The sequence below is a fragment of the Rhodococcus sp. LB1 genome (genome assembly GCF_001583455.1).
GTDB lineage: Bacteria > Actinomycetota > Actinomycetes > Mycobacteriales > Mycobacteriaceae > Rhodococcus_F > Rhodococcus_F opacus.
In genome coordinates this window covers 22815-25654 of sequence record NZ_LTCZ01000095.1, presented here as the reverse complement: position 1 = coordinate 25654, position 2840 = coordinate 22815, and the positions used below count along the sequence as shown (strand labels likewise).

Here is a 2840-nt window from a genome sequence, read left to right as displayed (position 1 = left end):
AACGAATCGGTGCATTCGGGCTAAGTCGGCGGTCGATCAGTGATGTGTGGAGACGCCTTCGGTGCGGGTATCGCCCACTCGACCTCCGTCCCCGGCTCCAGGTCGCGAACGACCGCGTGACCGCCGAGTCGCTCGACACGGTCCCGGATGTTCGTCAGTCCGTATCCTTGCGCAACTCCCGCAACGATTCCGGTGCCGTTGTCGCTGACCTTCAAGACGAGGCCGTCCTCGTCCGCGGTGACCCGGACCGTGCATGCGCTCGCCTGTGCGTGGCGGGCGACGTTGCTCAGGGCCTCGCGCAGGGCGGCCTGCAGTTCCGCCCCGGCTTCGCGGTCGGAATACCGGTCGATCGGCCCCTCGACACAGACGTCGGGGGTGAAACCGAGGGCTGAGGCACTGATTTCGACGATCTCACTCACCGAGGCACTCAGGCTGCCCACATCCCCGGACCGCCCGGCCGCCGCGGACTGGGTGAGATCGAATATGACGGCACGTAATCCACGCACGATGCTGTCGGTCTCGTCGATCAGCGGGTCCAGTTCGGCCGACAAACGTGGATGCCGGAATCCTAGGGAGGTCAGCATCAGGCCCAGACCGAACACACGTTGGAGGGTCACATCGTGCAGATCTGCCGCCATCCGGCTCTGTTCGTCATCACGTGCGCTGGCCCGCTCCGCTGCCATGAGTTGTTCGTTCTGCGCCAAAAAGGCTGATCCGCATCGTGTCGACGGCGCCCGCGATGATCGCCACCTCCCGAGGCCCGTCGGTGTCGATTTCCCGCCCGTAGTCGCCGCCGGCCACCGCGCTGATATCGGCGAGAAGATGATCGATCGGCCGTGTCAGCAGCCGCCGCGTCAGATACACCGCGGTCACGACCATGACCACGGCGAGAACACACCCGACAAGGGTCGCGATGTTCGCCAGCGCCTGCGCCGAATGGACTCGTTCGACCTGCTCGGCGACCAGGACGTCGGTGCGGGCACTCAACGCCGCGAGCCGTGCGCGCAGGCCGTCGAACAACTCCTTGCCCGCCGCGGTCTCCGACAGGATCCGATCCGGTTCACTCGCGTTGTCGCGGCGTGCGGAGATCTCCCGCTCCGCTGCCCGCGCCCGCCACGCCTCGGCCGCCTCGACGGTCGTCTGCAGCGCGGCCTGCGCGGCCGCATCCTCGGCGAGCAGCGTGTCCAGTCGGGTATGCAGTGCGGCAGCGTCACGCCGGCCCTCGTCATAGGGTTCGAGGAATTGCGGATCACCGGTCAGGGCGTACCCGCGTTGTCCCGTTTCCTGGTTCACATACGACGTGGTCAGCTCGGCCACCGCCCGCTGCGCGGGCAGCAGCTGCTCGGACAAGTCGTCGACGGATGCCCGCACCGCCAATCGCCCGTACACCGAGAAGACCGCAGACACCGCGAACAACGTCACCAGAATGCCGATAGCCAGCCACAGCAGCACCCGCAACGAAACCCGCGCGGTATCCGCGCTCGAATCCGTCATCGCGTGCCTCTCGCGCAAAACCAACCGAGCGGCGCCGGTACGCGCCGACGCGCATCGATTCCACCCCCGAATTCACCCTAAGCCCACACCCCGTCGGCAGGGCGGGCACCGGCATCCGGTCCCGCAGCGCTCCCTCGAGTCGATCCGCGCCCGGTCACAGCATCCCGGCATTCGCTGTCCGGGGAACCGGCCGAGTGCTCTCGATCAACGGCATCAAGAAACGCCCCCCTGCGGTTTCGGCCGGGGCGGCCCGGAGCCGGTGACCGGCCGCCCGTCGACGAGCCGCCATTCGCCCGCCGGCCGAGCGGTGCTGCATGACGACCTCGGGCAACAGCCGTCACATCCACAAGCCACCCGCGACGCGACCATCGACAACCCCGACCCCTACAGGTCTGCGACGGTGCGAGAGGACCCGAGCAGGCACCTACCGAGCCGGCCACCCATACCGACCGACCTGCGCGCGGGCACCTAAACAGGCACCCCACCCCGCCGGATGGCCGGTCCGGATCCGTCCGTGAACACCAACTATGGAAGTGCCCGATCAGTTCTTCACCCGCTAGAGGCATCCATGTTCGAAAAACCCGCCCCACCGCCGAGGACATCACCGGCAACGCTTAACCCATCCGCTGCAGACACCAGCGCCCCCTGTCGGGCTCACCCCGAGCGCAGCCGAATCGGCAACCGCCCGGCCCGGAGACGGCGCGCCGCCCGCACTGGTGTTCCCACCGGCTCACCCGCGCTCGACTGGCTACGAGAATCCCTGCGTGCCTGCGATCTCCTCACCAGCGTGCACTCCATCAGCCCCACGGACCGGGCGCTCGTTGCCTTCGCCATCGAATGGGCGCCCTATGGCGGCGCCGACACCGAGGACCTGTTCATCAAATTCGGCGTACAACGGAACAGGTTCCTCCATCTACTCCAGGCCGCGATGACCCCGCGAACATCAGACCTGGGGCACCTCTGCAACCTCAAGACCACCCTCTGCAACGACGTCCTCCGCGCATGGAACGACACTTCCACACAGTTTCGGGAGTAGTGCCGCAGGTTGTCAGCACAGAGGTACCCGAGGGCAGCATCGAACCGTGGGCGATCGCGAACTGAGGCGGCGGCCCTCCGGGGGGCTGATGCGGTAGCCGGACCAATTTCCCTGGGCGTTGGATGTGAACTTTCCTGTCGACGCTGAGGCGAATGACCGCTCGTGCCGATCGCCTTGTCGCACCGGTGACGGCGAGCGGCCATGGCACCCCATAACCCCGGGTGTGTGTCGCGGCGCCGGACCCTCTAATCTGGCGGGTCCGAACACCCAGAGCATGAGGTACAACAACCATGGCCACCGACTACGACGC

Annotated in this window: 3 protein-coding genes; 1 reads left to right on the top strand and 2 read right to left on the bottom strand. The window is 67.0% G+C overall.

Annotated features, from left to right (window positions below):
- Positions 1-20: 20 nt before the first annotated feature.
- Positions 21-683 carry a sensor histidine kinase gene (locus AZG88_RS53655; RefSeq protein WP_231914025.1) on the bottom strand — a complete coding sequence of 221 codons (663 nt, stop codon included), beginning with the start codon at positions 681-683 and terminating at the stop codon, positions 21-23.
- Positions 655-1494, bottom strand: coding sequence for a CHASE3 domain-containing protein (locus tag AZG88_RS53650; RefSeq protein ID WP_231914024.1), 840 nt, complete (start codon positions 1492-1494; stop codon positions 655-657). Before AZG88_RS53650 ends, AZG88_RS53655 begins: the two co-directional genes overlap by 29 nt.
- A gap of 787 nt (positions 1495-2281) precedes the next feature.
- Between AZG88_RS53650 and AZG88_RS15970 the strand changes: the two genes are divergently transcribed.
- Positions 2282-2530 (top strand): hypothetical protein, encoded by a 249-nt coding sequence (locus AZG88_RS15970; RefSeq protein ID WP_005242469.1) that lies wholly within the window; start codon positions 2282-2284, stop codon positions 2528-2530.
- Positions 2531-2840 lie beyond the last annotated feature (310 nt).